Origin of the sequence: Pseudodesulfovibrio nedwellii, assembly GCF_027923765.1 — a bacterium.
Classification (GTDB): domain Bacteria; phylum Desulfobacterota; class Desulfovibrionia; order Desulfovibrionales; family Desulfovibrionaceae; genus Pseudodesulfovibrio; species Pseudodesulfovibrio nedwellii.
Genome location: NZ_AP026709.1, coordinates 3411590 through 3427923, shown reverse-complemented (window position 1 = coordinate 3427923; position 16334 = coordinate 3411590). Strand labels below are relative to the sequence as shown.

At 44.9% G+C, this 16334-nt stretch carries 15 protein-coding genes and 1 tRNA gene; 2 read left to right on the top strand and 14 right to left on the bottom strand.

Features of this window, described 5'->3' with window-relative positions:
• Positions 1 to 314: 314 nt before the first annotated feature.
• The 3 genes from acs to SYK_RS15970 form a co-directional block, all read right to left on the bottom strand.
• Complete coding sequence (gene acs, locus SYK_RS15980; protein ID WP_281761271.1) at positions 315 to 2429, bottom strand: acetate--CoA ligase alpha subunit; 2115 nt, start codon at positions 2427 to 2429, stop codon at positions 315 to 317.
• A 105-nt stretch (positions 2430 to 2534) separates the two neighbouring features.
• Positions 2535 to 2897: a hypothetical protein gene (locus SYK_RS15975; protein WP_281761270.1), complete on the bottom strand. Its 363-nt coding sequence runs from the start codon at positions 2895 to 2897 to the stop codon at positions 2535 to 2537.
• 27 nt (positions 2898 to 2924) lie between these two features.
• Positions 2925 to 5234 (bottom strand): mechanosensitive ion channel domain-containing protein, encoded by a 2310-nt coding sequence (locus tag SYK_RS15970; RefSeq protein ID WP_281761269.1) that lies wholly within the window; start codon positions 5232 to 5234, stop codon positions 2925 to 2927.
• Between the two features lie 180 nt (positions 5235 to 5414).
• On the opposite strand from SYK_RS15970, the gene SYK_RS15965 reads away from it, so the two are divergent.
• Positions 5415 to 5490, top strand: a tRNA-Thr gene (locus tag SYK_RS15965).
• A 93-nt stretch (positions 5491 to 5583) separates the two neighbouring features.
• Here SYK_RS15965 and SYK_RS15960 read toward each other — a convergent pair.
• The 5 genes from SYK_RS15960 to SYK_RS15940 form a co-directional block, all read right to left on the bottom strand.
• Positions 5584 to 6270 (bottom strand): hypothetical protein, encoded by a 687-nt coding sequence (locus SYK_RS15960; RefSeq protein ID WP_281761268.1) that lies wholly within the window; start codon positions 6268 to 6270, stop codon positions 5584 to 5586.
• Between the two features lie 16 nt (positions 6271 to 6286).
• Positions 6287 to 7294 carry a tyrosine-type recombinase/integrase gene (locus tag SYK_RS15955; protein WP_281761267.1) on the bottom strand — a complete coding sequence of 336 codons (1008 nt, stop codon included), beginning with the start codon at positions 7292 to 7294 and terminating at the stop codon, positions 6287 to 6289.
• Positions 7291 to 7521: a helix-turn-helix domain-containing protein gene (locus SYK_RS15950; protein WP_281761266.1), complete on the bottom strand. Its 231-nt coding sequence runs from the start codon at positions 7519 to 7521 to the stop codon at positions 7291 to 7293. The genes SYK_RS15955 and SYK_RS15950 overlap by 4 nt, the downstream gene beginning before the upstream one ends.
• Before the next feature lie 104 nt (positions 7522 to 7625).
• Positions 7626 to 8390: a hypothetical protein gene (locus SYK_RS15945; RefSeq protein WP_281761265.1), complete on the bottom strand. Its 765-nt coding sequence runs from the start codon at positions 8388 to 8390 to the stop codon at positions 7626 to 7628.
• A 2-nt stretch (positions 8391 to 8392) separates the two neighbouring features.
• Entirely contained in the window at positions 8393 to 8710 is a 318-nt protein-coding gene (locus tag SYK_RS15940) for a helix-turn-helix domain-containing protein (protein WP_281761264.1), read from the bottom strand.
• Between the two features lie 136 nt (positions 8711 to 8846).
• Here SYK_RS15940 and SYK_RS15935 point away from each other — a divergent pair, with 136 nt between their 5' ends.
• Positions 8847 to 9509, top strand: a complete 663-nt coding sequence (locus SYK_RS15935; RefSeq protein WP_281761263.1) for a hypothetical protein — start codon at positions 8847 to 8849, stop codon at positions 9507 to 9509.
• Positions 9510 to 9644: 135 nt separating this feature from the next.
• Here SYK_RS15935 and SYK_RS15930 read toward each other — a convergent pair whose 3' ends face one another.
• The 6 genes from SYK_RS15930 to SYK_RS15905 are packed head-to-tail and all read right to left on the bottom strand — an operon-like array spanning position 9645 to position 16326.
• Positions 9645 to 11612 carry an ATP-binding protein gene (locus SYK_RS15930; protein ID WP_281761262.1) on the bottom strand — a complete coding sequence of 656 codons (1968 nt, stop codon included), beginning with the start codon at positions 11610 to 11612 and terminating at the stop codon, positions 9645 to 9647.
• Positions 11613 to 11644: 32 nt separating this feature from the next.
• Entirely contained in the window at positions 11645 to 11782 is a 138-nt protein-coding gene (locus SYK_RS15925) for a hypothetical protein (RefSeq protein ID WP_281761261.1), read from the bottom strand.
• Between the two features lie 21 nt (positions 11783 to 11803).
• On the bottom strand, positions 11804 to 12637 hold the full coding sequence (locus tag SYK_RS15920; protein ID WP_281761260.1) for a hypothetical protein: 834 nt from the start codon (positions 12635 to 12637) through the stop codon (positions 11804 to 11806).
• 3 nt (positions 12638 to 12640) lie between these two features.
• Entirely contained in the window at positions 12641 to 13183 is a 543-nt protein-coding gene (locus tag SYK_RS15915) for a hypothetical protein (RefSeq protein WP_281761259.1), read from the bottom strand.
• Between the two features lie 3 nt (positions 13184 to 13186).
• Entirely contained in the window at positions 13187 to 14863 is a 1677-nt protein-coding gene (locus SYK_RS15910) for a restriction endonuclease subunit S (RefSeq protein WP_281761258.1), read from the bottom strand.
• Entirely contained in the window at positions 14863 to 16326 is a 1464-nt protein-coding gene (locus SYK_RS15905; RefSeq protein WP_281761257.1) for a type I restriction-modification system subunit M, read from the bottom strand. Before SYK_RS15905 ends, SYK_RS15910 begins: the two co-directional genes overlap by 1 nt.
• Positions 16327 to 16334 lie beyond the last annotated feature (8 nt).

The following is a 16334-nucleotide window of genomic DNA, read 5'->3' as shown; positions in this document are numbered from 1 at the left end:
CTTGGGGAAAACACACCCAACTGTTCTTCCTTCAAAGGCCGTTTCTTTTCTCCAACTAAATAAAAACCGAACCCAGCCTTTGATCGAAAGATTTAGAAGCAAACAGTGCTCACCAGCAACAACGATGAGAGGGGAAAGGACTTTTTGTTTGGTGGGTGTTGCGAGCACCCGCAGTGAAAATGCAAACGGTATTGCTGAAAAGGTCTCGCCTTTACGGCGACCTGCTTTTTTCGAAGCGGAAAAAGCAGGCAAAAAACGCCTTCTTTGCTGTGATCCTGACAGCGGACCTTAGAGGCAAATGGAAAACCGAAACCCTACTTATCTTTCAAATGAAGAGTCATCCGCACATCCGCAACAATGGCCCTCTCATGATTAACAAGAACCGGGTTGAACTCAGCTTCCCAAACCTCTGGGAGATCAATCGCCAACCGTGACATAACCATGATAATCTCTTCCAGTGCCGTGAAGTTCACAGGCTTCTCACCCTTCAACCCCTTGAGCAACATGTACGACTTAATTTCACGCACAATCTCAAATGAGTCCTGTCGTGAAAGCGGTGCAAGCTTGAACGAAATATCTTTCATGATCTCAACATAAATACCACCCAGACCAAACATCAGCATAGGGCCGAATTCCTCATCCCGCTTAAAGCCAATGATCACTTCCTTAACGCCCGGAGGAGCCATTTCCTGCACCAGACAACCTGCGATATAAGCATCACGACGCATACGCTGGGCCTTGGCCGTTATCGACTTAAAAGTCTTCATGACCTCTGTGGCATTCCACAAATTCACTTTGACTCCACCAACATCAGACTTGTGAGAAATATCCGGCGACGCGATCTTGAGAACCACGGGATAGCCAATCTCCTCGGCAGCGGCCACAGCTTCATCAGAGGACCGAGCCAACACTGTCTGCGGTGTGGGCAAGCCGTACGCCTTAAGCACCTGCTGAGCTTCAAATTCCACGATCTCAGGCTGATTACGTCGCATATGCTCACGGACGACTTCCCGCGCCTGCTCCAGATCGCGATTAACCTCAATATATTCCGGCTTGGGACGATTCTTCCAGAGGTAATAGCTATACATGGCTTCGATGGAATGTACGGCGGGTTCCGGGAAGGCGTAACACGGAATCCCTGCATCCATAAGCAGCTTCCGAGCCGGTGCAACACGGGTCTTACCCATAAAACAAGCGAAAACCGGTTTGCCACACTTTCTGGCCATGCGAATGACCGCCTCAGCCGTCTGTTCAATCTCTACCGAAGCCGTCGGTGTGAGCAACACCAGAATGGAATGGACCATTGGATCTTCGGAAACTACGTCTAAAGCCTGCCTATACCGTTTAGCGTCAGCATCACCGATGATATCAACCGGATTGTAAAAAGCCGCGTAGCTAGGAAGAAATTTCTGAAGCCGCTGAATCGTCTTTTGCGACAAGGCTGCCATAGTCAAGCGAGAACGATCCGCTGCATCCGCAGTCAAAATACCAGGACCGCCGGAGTTGGTCACGACTGCCAGATTCGGTCCTTTGGGCAAAGGCTGGCTAGAAAACGCCTGTGCTAAATTAAACAGCGATGCCACATCTCCCACCCGAATCACACCGGACTGATGAAACGCGGCCGAATACGACTGATCGGAACCGGCAATGGCTCCGGTATGCGACGAAGCAGCCTTGGCTCCGGCAGCAGTCGTACCGGACTTTATCATGATAACTGGCTTATTTAAACAGGTCTTACGCGCCGCCTTGAGGAAAGACTCACCATGCTCCACGTTCTCAATATACCCGAGGATGACCTTTGTCTCCTCGTCCTTGTTGAGATAATCGAGCATGTCCGCTTCATCAAGAACGGCTTTGTTGCCCAAGGATATAAACTTGGAAAAACCAATATTCGCCCCGAGCGCCCAGTCAAGAATTGCCACGCACAATGCTCCGGACTGCGAAAAAAAAGCGATAGAACCGGGAGTGGGGTGCCCTGCAGCAAAGGACGCATTAACGCCGTGGGCCGAATTCATCATGCCAAGACAGTTGGGACCGAGTATCGCGATGCCGTATTTCTCGGACATAGCGATGATTTCCTGCTCCAGAAGATACCCGTCCTTACCAGCTTCCTTGAACCCAGCTGTGATGACAATAGCGGATTTTGCCCCTCGCTCGCCAAGGGCCTCAATGGCCGGAATAACATACTGTGGCGGCACGGAAATAACACCGAGATCAAGCCCGTGTGGCAAATCGGCAATATCCGTTATGACGGGTAATCCCTGAATCTCTCCGCCCTTGGGATTCACGGGGAAGAGTTTACCTTTAAACCCGGCTTCAATCATGTTGGAGACAATGGTGTGCCCCACCTTGCCAGGAGTGGCGGAAGCCCCGATCACAGCAACTGTGTCAGGAGAAAAAAAAGCGTACAGATTGGTATCAACGGTCAAACGATTGGTCCTCGGCGTATGAATTAAGCAACTGGTTGAACTCGTAACCCGAACAGCCGTCAGGGACAAGGGACAAAGCAAACCGATTAGTCAACACAACCTAGGTCAAGACATGAGCCAATCAACAGCTTCATCCTCATGCTCGAAGATTTTAAAATTCAAAGATCTGTTCTGATGCGCTGTCTCAAAAACTCTATATATATCGATATTTTCATGAGTATAAAGACATGCCAAACGAATCCCAAAAAGCTGCACCCCTTCATCTTCCAAATCATTTGCAAGGGTCTGAGCACTCAAAAAATCAATATTCATGGATACTGTCCGAAAATCCACCAGGGCCTTTTTACTCCAATGCTCCGAAGTCATTTCAACCACACCATGTGCCATGGCTGAAAGATCTTCAAATGAATTCACCACACCTGAAACAATGGCGATGAGATGATCGCCATTGTTATGAAACGTCAACATGCAATCCATCTTCCAGCTCTACCCTGCTTATTTTTTGCCTTTTTTCTTTGCCGCAGCTTTCTGTTTTTCTTTGTCATCAATGGTCTTGGCTGCTGCTGCAGCCACCTGGGTTCGCTCGCCATCCGACAATTCCGCACCATCTGGAATTTGAACAGAAACACGAGGACGCGCAAACTCAATACCGGCTTCGGCAAATTCCTTACGCATTTTTGCAAGTACAAGCTTACGCAGTACAAACTGACCACCGGGCTTTGTCATGAACTTGACCCGCATCCGCATACCGTATTCTTCCATGGCTTTGACACCCTGACTTTTGATATCGCCAAGCATCACAGCATCAAGCTCAGGCACAGCGCGTACTTCTTTATTGATCTTCTTGATAATCTTCTTCACCTGCTGAATATCTGTATCAAACGGCACCAAATATTGCAGTTTCATGACAGCCCAATCGCGCGTATTATTCTTGACCAACTTCATGGACCCGAACGGAATGGTATATAAGAAACCAAGATGGTGCCGAAGTTTTAAAGAACGCACGGAAATTTCCTCAACCGTGCCCATGGCTCCGCCGGTTTCGATATAGTCACCCACTCGAAAAGCGTCATCCGTCAAGAAAAAAATACCTGAAATAATATCCTTAACTAACGTCTGTGCGCCAAAACCAATAGCAATGCCAAATACTGATGCGCCTGCGATAAGCGGCCCAATATCCACACCGAGTGAAGACAGAATAATTAACACGGTAACGACCAACAAAGCACCAAAAATAAATTTCTTCAACAACTGCAACAAGGTGGCAAAACGATCACCACCTGGCCCACCACCTTCATGGCCGCCACCAGCACCTTGATCCGCAGCCTTGGCCGTCAGTTTTCGTTCGATTGTTCGACTGATGAAAACCCAGACGATATAGGCAAGCACCAAAGTAATCAGCGTATTAAAAGCCGCCCGAACAGTAGCTCGTCCCAAATCAAAATCGGCACCCCACACACGAAGTAGTCCAAAAACAAAACCCGCTAACAGGATAAAACGAAAGCCCTTGCTGAGAAATGTCTGGAAACGTGTCGCATGTTTTTCGATAAGCCCAACCGATTCACCGCTTTCATCCGGCTCCTGATCCTCTTCTGCAGAATCTTCGGGAATAGCAGGCCCCGCCATGTCGGCAGCAAACGCGACCAACCGTTGTGTGCCCCAGTCAAAAAGGAGGTACAACGGCACGGCGAGCAAAGTCATAACACCAGGCAACATGGCTTTAGTGCCAAAAATCATAAGCCCCACAACCCAAAAAACCCAGAATCCCAAGACATAAGCAATCGCAGCCACGTGCCAAAAACTTGCAAACTGATATCCCAAGGAACCGGGCGTACTCCGTGATTTAAGCGTTTCAGCAACAGGCCTGCTGTTCCATAAAATCAAGAGTATAAGGACAAAAACAACAGTCAAACCGCACAAGGTGGAAACCAACAAAATCAGGGCTTCACTCCCGCCTTCAAGTCGCAAAAGCGTGGTCAAAAGTAAGCCGACCGCAATAATTCGACCAACCCAGACTGTCCATTTATATAGATAATGTGCTGCACTATCACTCAAAGGCAAATAACGAAGAGCAGGAGCCTTGGGTGCCAGTATAAACCGGGTCACCAGCTTGACCAACTCCAAAAAAACAATGGCAGACAACCATGCAATAATAACAGGCTTGCTCGCAGCTCCTTCGCTGAAAAGGATAAGATATCCAGCAAAGACCACCGCCAAAATCAAAATCACACCGAAAAGATCCAGCAAGGCTCGCATGAGCAGCCGCCCCATACAGGTATACCACACGGCATCCGGTGGCGTGACTTCAAAGCTCTTACGAATATTGACGGTTTTCTTCCGGAAAACAAACATGGCTCCAAGCCAAAGAGAGGTAAGGATAACCAACGCAAGAAGCAATTTACCAACGGTCAAGTTGTCTTCACCACCAAGTATATTCTTCACTTTCGCAGGCAATTCTCTCGGAGCAGCGGCCGCTCCAGAAAAAAGATATTCAAACCGATCGCGCAAAAAAGTAGACCCTTTACGCATACGCTGGACAAAACCCGCAAGCCCCTTCACCTTCTCAGGTTTTCGCGTAGCATCCGCTTCTTTCTTCAATTCCTGAATCAGCAACCCACGCACTTGTTCGTCGCTCAAAGAACCCATAATATCCCTGAGCTGATCAGGTGAGGCATCCTGCGGAATCGTCACATTTTCCATGGAACCGGAATCTCCGCCTCCCCCCGCCATGGCCACAGAGAAAGGGGCCGACAGAAGACACAACAAAAACAGAGTAGAAATAACAAGAAAAAAACGAATACGCATGGCCCCTCACCTTTAAACATCAAAATTGCTTACACTTACGCTAGCATATCAAGCTCTCGTGATCATTGTAAACTCAAAAGAAAGACCAACAACCTCCCTCTCCCCAATAACATTTCACAAAACCCCGTCTTTTCCCTTGACCCCGCACCGCCCCTTGGTTTAAAAATCGACTCCCATTTCGCCAGGATAGCTCAGTTGGTAGAGCAACTGATTCGTAATCAGTAGGTCGTCGGTTCAACTCCGATTCCTGGCTCCAGGAAAGTTTAAGCCCCTCAGTGAGTTATATCACCGAGGGGCTTTTTCTGTTTAGAGTGAAAGAGTGGACTGTACGCAAATTGTACGCAAACAATCATCTAAAACCGTGGCAAGCGTTATGATCGGCCTCTATATCTGACCAAGCGACTCCACGCGTATGCTCAGCATTGCGGCTTCTTGCATCCCGACGGCAGCAATCTTTGGAGGCTACCAAATTACTTCCATATGCCTCAAATCCTGACAAGCCATCGAAAAACATTTTCAACTCTTGATAGGCTGGCGAGACCTCTGGAGTGAAGTACAGTGAAAGGATTTCATCCCATCTACTTCGCATTGCCTCAATTTCATCCGAAAACCGCCTCTGGGCCAACAGAATCCCTTTCAGGCACGTATCGACCGCCTCCTTCCGAGCGTCGTCATCAACTTTGTTCAATTGATGAATTTGCTCACAATGACTTATTGCCAAGGTTATTATCTCTCCCATGTTAAAAGCTGATAGCGACACAGCCTTTTTCAGCCCATCTCTTATGCTTGACGATATCATATATGAATGCCTTGAGCCTGCCTTTGTCGCGACAACAGCATTACACACTTTTTCTTCCTGACTAGGATGTAACTCCATACATTGCCAAAGCAAATTCCTAAAAAGGAAATCTCCACTATTAACTAAAATGATCTCTAACATTTCTCCATTTGATCTCCCCGTTGCTTCACATAGTTTCTTGAGTCTTGCTTCAGCCTCAGGCGCAACCTTAACCTTAATCCTTACTTTCTTTTCCATGTCGACTTCCTTTCGATTAGACGTTCAACTTCAAACGCTTCAACGAATCACGAAGATGCTGATCCGATAGATGAGCATATATCTCCGTGGTCCGTTTATCCGTGTGCCCTAACAGCTCACCTATTGCCTGAAGCGATTCACCAGCCTCCGCCAGATTCGACGCAAAGGTGTGTCGAAGGTCGTGCAACCGCATTTCAGGATGCCCAGCATTGATGAGGGCTTGCTTAACAAGCCCTGTCACCGTGTCTGGATGCTCCCACCGCTTAAACACACGCCCCTGACGGTCATCGAAGGATTTCAAAAGAGCACGAAACTCAGGATGCATGGGATAACTCCGCACCAAGTGGGTCTTGCTTTTCCGAACAAGATAGCAATCTCGCTCAAAATCAACGTCACTCCACTTTAAGTAAAAAAGTTCTCCACGACGCCGCCCTGTGTACAGCGAAGCTGTTACGAAACGGCGCAGCTCCATATCTTCAATTGAAGAAATGAGTTCCACACACTCTTTCGCGGAAAGAAATGCCGGTGGCCGGGGCTCTGACTTCAACTCTTTGAAGCCTCTGAAGGGGTTCTTTTCAACAAGCCCCCAATCAACGGCTTTGTTGAAGAGAGCCCTAACATGGCGGATGTGGTTGTTGATTGAGGAAGTCTTCAGCTTGCCCTTTTTGCCTTTTGCAACAAGGGCGTCCAAAGGCTTGAAGTTCAGTTGATCCAGCTTCTTCGAACGTTCCGCAACCGCTAGCAACTTATCCAAAGCAAGCCTGTTGGCGCGGAATGTTCTAATCTTTTGCGTGGACTCTGCCCATTCAAGGTATTCATCTGCAAATTCACCCAGAGTTGTCTTGCACTCACTCTGCAACTCTTCAAGACGACCAGCCAAATACTCTCGCTTCAACCCGTTAAAAATCTGAGTCGCTTCAAACTTTTCGGAGGTGCGAAGACTCACCCGTCGCCGGTTAATTTCACAGTACCAATACTTCCCTCTTTTGAAAGGCTTACGGAGTCCCATTATGCCTATAGTCATAACATAAGTCCCCGCAAACGTTCAACAACAAGCCTTGAGCTAGTTTGCATGAATTGGTCAACGCTACCCTGCTCAATTCGCCAATGCCCTGACGGCAATTTCTTTGCACAAACAAGCCCCTGTTCACAGTAAGAGCGCATGGTATCGCGACTGACGTTGAGCATACTCATCGCCTGTCCCATTTTGAGCCAGCAGCTCCGCTTTGTGTTCAGCGGCTTATTAGACATGAAATCCTCCTACGCATTAAGCATAGGAGGATTTCTATTTTTGTCATCGACGACTCTGCTTTGAACCGGTTCAAAGGAATAGCCTGGTTAAAACAATCGCCTCGTCATGGCGAGTAAAGTGAATAAATCTTTGGGCAGTTCAAACCAGCCCTAATTGCGTACTTGACCATTTGCTTCTGTGAATATGAGAAAAGAGTATCCTGCTTAACTCGTGAAAGTTTTTTCCAATATTCCACACTCAGTAATTTATCAGGATAAACGAACGCCTTTGCCACTCCCCCCAATCTAGCTTGGGTATGTCTTTCGCAATAATCCTTAAACGACTCAGCCAAACATAGATTATGTTCAACTAAAGCCCCAAACTCTTCACAAGACTGAGCACGCACTGGTTTGCTAAACATGTTTGCTACGCAGTAAGGGAGAACATCCCGATGCTGGTTGAGACTATCCTTTGCGTGCCTTACTCCATAGTTCTTTTGATGGCCTTTATCTTCGCGCCTGTCGCTGAACCGATAATTATACAATAACACAGCCTTGTTCTGGCTAGGTTCTGGAAAATCATGGACTGTCATGGATAGGAAAAGACGTCCCATTATGGCTGCTGTGATTACGGAATGACGTCGATTCGCTAAGGCTTCAAAAAACTTTCTTTGCACTATTAGCCTGTCCAAAACTTCGGCGGTTCTGCGTAACGAAACTTTTTCTAATTCAAACGCAGGATTGCCTCTATGCTTGAACAAAAATCGATAATACAAGAAGTCAAAAGTCTTTTTCCTCCTCGTTGGGCTACGAGGGAACAACACATAACTTTGAAGTTTAAACCAATTGTAATATAAGGACTTACTATCACTAAATTTAAAAGACTTCATAGCTACCTCAATGCCACCATGAGCTTATAAGCCAATTTGACCTCTACCTCAGAGCATTGGGTGATATACTCCATAAGTTCCATCCGCAAAAAATCTATTTCAGCCTCATGCTCACACTTGATTAGTTCATGAATCTTGATCCTCAACCCTGTTGCCAATTGCTCAAGAGATTGAATAGTAACATTCACTTCCCCACGCTCTATCTCGCCAATATACTTGCCAGATAAGGACGCGGCCTCTGCAAGAGCATCCTGCGTTAATCCCATTTTTTTCCGCAGGGTTCTTACCCTCCGCCCAAGTCTTTGTGAAACTGAAAGCATATAAAACCCCTTAAGCTATAAAAATAGCGATTAAAGGGGAAAGCTAAACCTACTCTCTGTGATATGTTTATTGATAAAACCACCTTTCGGTGGCATTTGCTTTATACATAAACACCACAAAGCAAATGGAGAACAAATGTCACGAGCTGTAAGCAGGGAGAAAGTAGCTGAGGCAGTCCTCGCGGGGATTGAGACAGCACAGGAGAATTATTGTAAGTGGACTGGGGGAGAATGGCTAGGCTGGGCTCCTGAATACATGATGACAACCTATATTGCAGCCAGCCTTTCTGAATTATCCCCAATTTATTTAACAATGGAATCAAATGTAAAAGACATTCTAGACTCAGCCAGAGCGATTGGACGCGGGCAACTTCCAAAAGACATCCGACACAACGGGCGTTCTGATATTGTGATATATTATGGAGATGGGGACCCTCGAGCAATAGTCGAGGTAAAAAACCGTGTTTACGGTTATTCAGAGACATGCAGGAATGATCTTAAAAGAATCTCTAGCATGTTAAACAGAAAGAGCGGATCTTCAAGCCTAGACTTTGGAATATTTACTTTTTTCACTTCTTCAACCACATCTCCAGCAGGCAAAAACAAAGCTAAAGAACGAGTAGAGATGACTCTAAACCGGTTCAAAGAGAATGTGATGGAGGACTATGGATATAATTTCAATGTAAATATGCATCGTCTACCAATTACAACCGAAGAGAATGACGCATGGTCTGCATGTTGCTTCATCATTAGCAATAAACAGGAAAAGCCCTACTACAGTCACTCAAAAAGAAAATAGCTACGGAGATTCCATACCCGTTACAGATGGTATCTTCGTCGCAGTTTTTAAGATTTTATACGAAATCTTAAAAAACTAAAATTGATCGGTAGCTCCATCCGGTACTCACTAGTGCAAAACAGAATAGCTAGCAGCCTATTTATAATTAAGCTTATCAATGAAAACCTTATTCCGAGCACGTGCGATCTCAAGCAAGTTTTCATAATTCATCACCTCTAGAAACAACCGATTCTGAAGAAGTACTGAATGATATGACCTTGAATCGGGACGTTCTTTCAAACTATGTCGACGTACCATTGTGTTCCTAAAATAATTATTATGCACGTCACACAACACAAGCCCAAAATATTGCGTATTATCTGATACATTGATGCGTTTTCCATCATGATGCAGCAGCTTCCCATCCATAATCCTCTCAGCATATTGTACAATTTGCCTCACTGGATCGTTATCTTCTGAGAGCGGGTCGCTCGTTCTTTTTAGCTCTACAATAAAAACATTATGTTCGGCACCAATTGGATCTTTATAGGCGGCAAAAATGTCATACCGTTTGTCCTTTGCTTCATATTCATCCCCAGAAATTTGGTACTCTTTTAGGTCTGATGCCACGTAATCGTACACTGCGTATCTGTCGTCGATAAGCCAAAGATTATGGTTGAAATAATCCCCCGAGCAATCGTCACTACTTGTTTTAGATGGGAAGAGGAGGTCGTGAAGGACTTTTTCTGGCTGGTATTTATCGTCATCTCTTTTTTCAAGAAGTTTGTCATACAGACCAAGGACAAAGTCTCTATACTTTACATATGAAACAAGCGGTGCATGATTTAGCTTCATTCCTTCTTCGAGCTTGCCCAAAGATTCTTTTCGAAATTCATCAAAATTAGGGATTTCATTAGATTCATATTTCTTAGTGATCACTTTTACGTAGTTAAAGCTTTCAACCTGCTTCTCCGCAAAACGTTTCACATACGCATCTTTCACAACGTTAGCATCATCACCCAGTTTCAATCCTTTTTTTACCTGCGAGTCTTCTTCCAAAAATGCCAGATGAGGAAGATCCTCAAACACTTTTTTGATAAGCTTATCTTGTATATCTTCAAATTGCTTAATGTTGTCTTGCGTATACGATCTCGCCTTTTCAGTAACTACCCCGTAGATACTTTCGAGATCAGGTTCATCCTTCGCTAAGGACTTCGTTTTAGGAATATTAAAATCTGTCCTCTGATGGTTGAGTTTCCCGTTGAGATAGTCAGAAATAACAACTGTGTTTAAATAAAACCTATCATCATTTTCTCCAATTTTTCCAGCAGGAAGAAAGTGTAAAGCCTTCTCTTTTACACTTCGGCCATCAGCGGACAAAATGACTTTATGAGACGCGTTGCGAGGAGCTCTATTCTTCAAATGATAAACATCAAAGACACTCTTTCCAACGACCACGGGGTCATCTTGAGTCACGTCTTTAACGTTTTCATCCAAGTAATACTCTTCATCGTCGGAAATCTTTATTTTGATATTCTTGATAGAGAGCAAAGAAGGAAGAAAATGCTGTGTAAGGTCATTTTTCAATGTGCCAGGAAGGATCTTCAGTAAATCAGAGAGACTTGGGTTCACGCCGGTGAGAGTGATAGAAGTCTGAACGGCAATGTCGCTAACCTCTTGTGCCTGTACATCGGGAAGGTCATAAAAATTATTCTCTGTAACAACTTCATCCAAAAGAAAGAGCTTTTCGTTCTCCTCAAATACACTTTTGATATGGACTTTATAAAACAATGCGAAATAAGCCAGACGGCCTATCCCCTTGCAGTTGTATTTCTTCTTTTTATAATCCGAAAAAAGTTCCCCAAACGAACCAAGGTTCTCTTTAGTAAAACCTATACCATTGTCCGAGACACGGATCTCCACAATCCGCTTTGGATCCATGTCGCCTTCATCTCTGATAAATTCGACACGAATCTCTCCCTCATCTCGGTCGGCAAGCTGGATAGCCTGAATTGAATTGTGGATAGCCTCATAAACAGGCAACAGAGGAGTTTTCTGCACCTCTTGTCCAGCAAGTTGAGCGACAGCGTTTCTAAAATTATAACCATGTTCTGATGTAGACATAATCTAACCCTCTACTTCGGCATTCCCAATCATCAGGCATCATTCTCGACAGCTTCAGCTTCCACTCCATCCTTAGCCAAGTTTTCGTAATGTAGCTTTGCCATCTCCGACGTTAAATCGTCATCATTGAGGGACTTGTGATAGCCGTGTTGTTCGAATTCGCGAATCACGCTCCGCCCCGTACAATCAGCCTACCCCAAGCTTTGTACGGAGTTTGCCAAACGCTTTTGCTGCCCAATTGGAGTTGTGTAGAACCGCTCTTCAATCCCATAAAGCAATAGCTTAAGCTGCTCGTCGGTTTGAATAGAAAATATTTTGTTGTCTTGGTCGTACTCAAGCCGCTCATCACTATAGCCATGAATATAGTTCAGCATACTTTTTTGATCGTCAGGCTTCATGTCTCCCAAGCTATTTAGTGCCAAAGCAATACGTGCCCTGTTAGGTTTTGACACTTTGTCTAAATTGAAACCATCACGCAACTCGATGAAATCTTTGTTTAAGAACTCCTGAACTTCATCGTTAGTGGCTTCTTTATATATAGTGTCAATTCCTGGAAAAATACTAGATATCGTCGCCAACTTCTTAAACACCAAGACATCTTCCTCTGCTAAATACACAGCATCGGGATATTGGTTCACATAAAGTCGAGTATCACTGGTTTCAAGACACGCAACATCACCAAACCCAATAAATTTTTTTGTTAAATAAGTTGACGGTGAAACCTTTTGAAAAAAGAAATTTCCACCTTGCACCGAGCACAAAAAAGCAATCTTAGTAAATTCTTCCTTTTTTAAATCATTATACTCTGCTGCAACAAAAGCACGCCCAACATACTCTAAAAAGTAATCTTTTTGACTAAACTCTTCTACTTTGAACCAAGATTCCTCGTCTAGATTATGATCAACATCATAGTCAACTAAAGACAAATTCTCGACATCAAGGTCAAAAACATTTTCTTGATCAGAGAGTAACTTAAATAATCTCTCTTTTTTCCTTGTTCTGATTCGTGCAATTAAATGATTCATCGTTTATCGCTCTATAAATGTGTAATTGTTAATACGGTGCGCCTTAGGGATAATCACATCAAGTGGGATCTTGTAGCTCCGACGGCTAATTAAAAAAACAACAGCTTCATTTTTTGTAGTTATATTATAAAAACTAAAACCAAATAACAAAAACAATGGGTTAAAATAGAGAGCTTGGGAAAGAAAAGTGAACACAAATAATACGCTGTATACAAATACTAACGTTTCCCAATTCCCGACGCTCAATGCGACGAAAAAATACCCCAAATAGCTCGGCAAAAAACTGTTATTAGCGTGTTCAATGCTAACAATCTCTCCATCGTCAAAACTATCTTTACCAAGCCATGCGCTAAGCAAAACGCTTAATCCAGTAAGGGCTACAGGTACAAATAAATAGCCAACGTAGGACACAGCATTAGGCAAGCCGACGAGATACGGACATTTGGCAAAAAAATACCCTAAAGAAAAACCATTCTGCACTAAAAAGACAATCACCAGCAAAGATGTCGCGTTAAAAGTCAAAAGCAATCGAAACAATGTATTCATACTCTACACCTGAGCCATCACGGCATTGAGCAAGTTGTTCTGTGTATTGGTTGCGGTGTCGATTTGGTGTTCGAGGTCGTCGCATAGGGTCATGAGTTGATCCAGCTTCTCGACAATTCGGCGTTGCTCTGTGAGAGGAGGCATTGGTATTGGACAACCTCGGAGTTGTGTTTTGTTTATAGATGCCAAATTGGTTGTTTGCTTTGATGCTCCCGCAAAGTATTGTCTTGATATTGGAGAATTTAGGCACTTTTCAAGCCAGTTTTCATTTTGCTTGTTAAGAACCTTTCTGGCCCGAAAAATATGGTTCTGGTGTCCACAAACTGGTACCTCTTCACGCCATAAACATGTCCGACCTACTTTATCCCAATCTCCTCCCTCAGTAATCAAAAGGTCACCATATTTTAAGCTATATTTTTCAACTTCATTTTCGACAATTTCGATCTCCTTGATTACTGCAAGATCAAGATAGCCTCTTTGCACATTCGCAACGCGCAAATACGGAATTGAGATGAGTTTTTTCCCGGCAAGTTTGCGCCCCTTTGTTACACCACTCCCAAGCTCAACGACATCTTCAAGGCGTACCCACTCCCACCTCTCTGGCAACGCATATGGCATGTCTTTCAACGAGAATTCAGGTAGCGGCTTTACTTTCCGAACCTTCTTCTCTTTCAGCAACCGCGCTTTCTCTGCCTCGATCTCCATCAGCAACTCACTGGCTGGCTGATCACTCGGATCTTGCTCAACCAGTTTGCCCATAACGGCGAGTTGGAGGATGGCTTTGCGGAGTTCGACTACATTCTCTTTTACTGTGTAGAGTTCGCCGAAGTTGGTGGTTAGGAACTTCCAGGCATTGGCAAAGCGGTCCTGCTCCTGCGCATCCAACAATTGCTTGAGCGCGGAAGTATGAACAGCAAGCCGTTTTTGCTCCTGCTCGATGCGGAGCTTTTCCAGCTCATCACAACGGGCCATGAGTTGGTCAATTTTGGCGACAATACGGTGCTGCTCTGCGAGGGGAGGAAGGGGCACAAGCAGCTCTTCCATCCGCCCCTTTGTCATATGAATCATAGCAATACCACTACCTGCTCTTTTTATTCTGTCAGTGGCATCCAACAGGTAGTTATACAAATATTCTTTGTACGGAGAGCCCTCTATGAAGAACTTCAATTTCCAAATGTGATAATGATAGATTGCCTTTCCTCCTTCCCAGATAAATGGACCAAAGGAAGCAGACCAAGCATATATTAAATCTTCACTATTTATGTATTTATCCTCATCCAAGGTAAGGTCTGAATAATACCACTGCTTAGATGTAAACAGATTTCCGACTCGCAAAACTGGGGTTCCAGAATCCAACAACTCATTCTTTTTGTAAGCCCGACCATTAAGAACCAACACTAAATCCCCAAAACGTCCCCATTCCCATCCTGCTGGCAATGCATACGGAACTTCATCAGCTTTTATCTTAGCGAGCTGTTTAGGCTTCTTGATCTTCTTCTCTTTCACCAACCGTGCTTTCTCTGCCTCGATCTCCTTCAACAGTTCACTGGCTGGCTGATCATTCGGATCTTGCTCGACCAGTTTACCCTGCATTGCCAAAGTTAGAATCAACTCGCGCAGCTTCTTTATCCCGTCAGGAGCCGCAAAAGCGGTGTCGAAATGCTTTTCCAAAAGTTCCATTACTCGCCACCAAGAGCTTGTATGAGCTCGTGCTTAAGAGCGTTCTGCACTGTTTCAAGCTGCCGGACTGTCTCCTGGTACTCCTGCATCAATTCTTCTGGGTCACGATAGATGACTTCGTCTTCATACGGATTTTTACAGTCAATATTGAACTTGCGTTCGACAATCTCTTTTGCAGACATCTTCCACGCATATTCAGTAGCTTTTCGCCCCTTGCGACTCGCCCCCCCCCACCATTCTTTCTCACGATCAAATTCTTTAATGGTCAGAGGCTTACCGCGCGAGTAGGACTTGTATCCTTTGGGATACGGGTGCTCAAAGAACCATATGTCTTTAGTCGGGCCACCTTTTTCAAAAAACAGAATATTGGTGGCGATACTGGTATATGGACTGAACACGCCTTTGGGCAGACGAACGATGGTATGCAGATTGAACTCTTCTAAAAGCTCTGTCTTGATCTTTGTCTTAACACCTTCGCCAAACAGGAAGCCATCGGGAAGGACTACAGCAGCTCTGCCAGTGTCATGCTTGAGCAAGTGCATTATAAGCGCCATGAACAGATCAGCGGTTTCACGCGTCTGATATTTCCGTGGGAAGTTCTTCTCAATACCGTCTTCTTCCATGCCACCAAAGGGAGGGTTAGTGATGACCATATCAACACGATCTTTAGGGGCATAATCCTTAAGCGGACGGCTCAGTGTGTTGTCGTGGCGAATGTTGGTGGGAACATCGACATCATGGAGCATCATGTTCGTAACAGAAAGCATATGTGGCAACGGCTTCTTCTCAACGCCATGGATTGATGTCTGAATCGTCTGCTTATCTTCCGGTGTCTTTTCCTGCTTCCTTAAATGCTCAATGACACAGGTAAGAAAGCCACCAGTGCCACAAGCAGGGTCAAGAACAGATTCACCCAACTGCGGGTTCAGTATGTCCACCATAAACTGCGTCACTGCGCGAGGGGTATAGTACTCACCTGCATTCCCCGCAGATTGCAGGTCTGCGAGAATCTTTTCATAGATGTCATTGAACAGGTGGCGGTCAGTGGAGGAGTTGAAATCAACATCGTCTTCAATCGTGTTGATGACCTGTCGCAACAACGTTCCAGACTTCATGTAGTTGAAAGCGTCCTCAAAAACCGAACCAACAACCAGTCCACGCTCAGACACACCGGCAGTGGTTGCCAGCTTCTTCAATGAAGGGAAAAGACCGTTGTTGACGAAATCAATCAACTCTTCGCCAGTGATACCTTCGGCATCCTTTGCCCAATTGGACCAACGAAAGCGGTTTTGCAGTGGAGATGTATAACCTGGAACAGTGATTTCCCACTCTTGTTCCTTGTCATCAAAGATTTTCAAAAACAGTAGCCATACTATCTGACTGATACGCTGTGCATCACCATCTACGCCGACATCCTTTCGCATGATGTCCTGAATAGTCTTGATCAAGGTCGTTATAGACATGAATTAGT